This is a genomic window from Pseudoalteromonas sp. SR45-5 (genome assembly GCF_014163565.1).
GTDB classification, from domain to species: Bacteria; Pseudomonadota; Gammaproteobacteria; order Enterobacterales; family Alteromonadaceae; genus Pseudoalteromonas; species Pseudoalteromonas distincta.
This window is the reverse complement of the sequence record NZ_JACJDN010000891.1, coordinates 1-1,235: the sequence shown is the minus strand read 5'-3', so window position 1 is coordinate 1,235 and position 1,235 is coordinate 1. Positions and strand designations below refer to the sequence as shown.

The 1,235-nt window shown below is 37.2% G+C and carries 2 protein-coding genes; both read right to left on the bottom strand.

Translation table 11 applies throughout. From position 1 onward, the window contains the following. Window positions 1-492: DNA-binding domain-containing protein (locus H5072_RS19875; RefSeq protein WP_182694570.1), on the bottom strand; the 492-nt coding region annotated here is incomplete at its 3' end. After that, on the bottom strand, window positions 489-1,235 hold a 747-nt coding region (locus H5072_RS19870), incomplete at its 5' end, for a DUF692 domain-containing protein (protein WP_182694569.1). The genes H5072_RS19875 and H5072_RS19870, both read right to left, overlap by 4 nt.

The following is a 1,235-nucleotide window of genomic DNA, read 5'->3' as shown; positions in this document are numbered from 1 at the left end:
CAACGTATTAAACACAACTAACTGAACACTTGGATGTAATTTTAATAGTAAAGTTGGCCATTGCTGAGGTTCAATACTTTCAAGCTCTGATACATTAAGTAATGTTTTATCGCTTGCATCAAAAGTACTTAGTAATAGTCGTTCAAATTTTGCTATATCTGCAAGTATGGGGTAATCACTAAAAGGAGTATTAGCGGCTAAATAATCTGGTAGCTTCTCTGCAAAAATTCGTAGTGACGTATGAGTTGAAGGATATAAAGCTAAATAACCATCAACCATCATCTCAAATAAATCATCACCTAAGTAAATGCCCAACTGTTCGTGATCTTGCTCAATCACGGCTCTTAAGCGAATTTTATAAGCGCTTTGATAAATAGAGAGTCGCTGTTGTGTATTTAACTGCCCTTGCTGCGCAATTTGCTCGCTAATATCCGAACTTTCTCCTTGCAGTAAATCCATAAACTGTTGTTGCAGCTTTGCTAAACCACTCATGACCTTATATCCCAAAACGGTTTCACTAGCGCTTTGGCATGCTCAAGCTCAGTAATTAAATCATCAAGGGAGCCAATATTATCATCGCGTTCAATCATGGTACTTACCGGATTTAATGTTTTTGCATACTGAGCATATAAGTCCCATACCGCATCGGGAACATCTTCATCGTGCGTATCTATAATATGCGTACCAAAGTCTTGATGTCCTGCTAAGTGAATTTGTGCAATAGCTGTACTCGGAATAGCTGATAAATAATCCATTGCATTAAAGTCGTGATTACGCGCACTTACATAAACATTATTTACATCCATTAAAAACTTACAGCCTGTTTGCTTATGTAATTGCGCTAAGAATTCCCACTCACTCATTTGTGAATCGTTATAGGTTAAATAGCTCGATACATTTTCAAAAATCATTTCGCGCCCTAGGTAGTCCTGAACTTGCGAAATTTTATTTGCTAAATGATCAAGCGCCTCTGAGGTGTAAGGCATTGGTAGTAAATCGTGGCTATTAATACCGCCCACTTGGGTAAAACATAAATGATCAGACACCCAATGCGGCTCAACCCTCGCAATTGTGTTTTTTAACTGATTTAAGTAGTCCTTATCAATAGGGTCAATATTACCAATCGACATTGATACCCCATGCATAACAATCGGATAATCTGCTCTTATTTTATTTAAATAATGCCAAGGTTTTCCACCGGCTACAAAATAGTTTTCTGAAATAATTTCAAACCA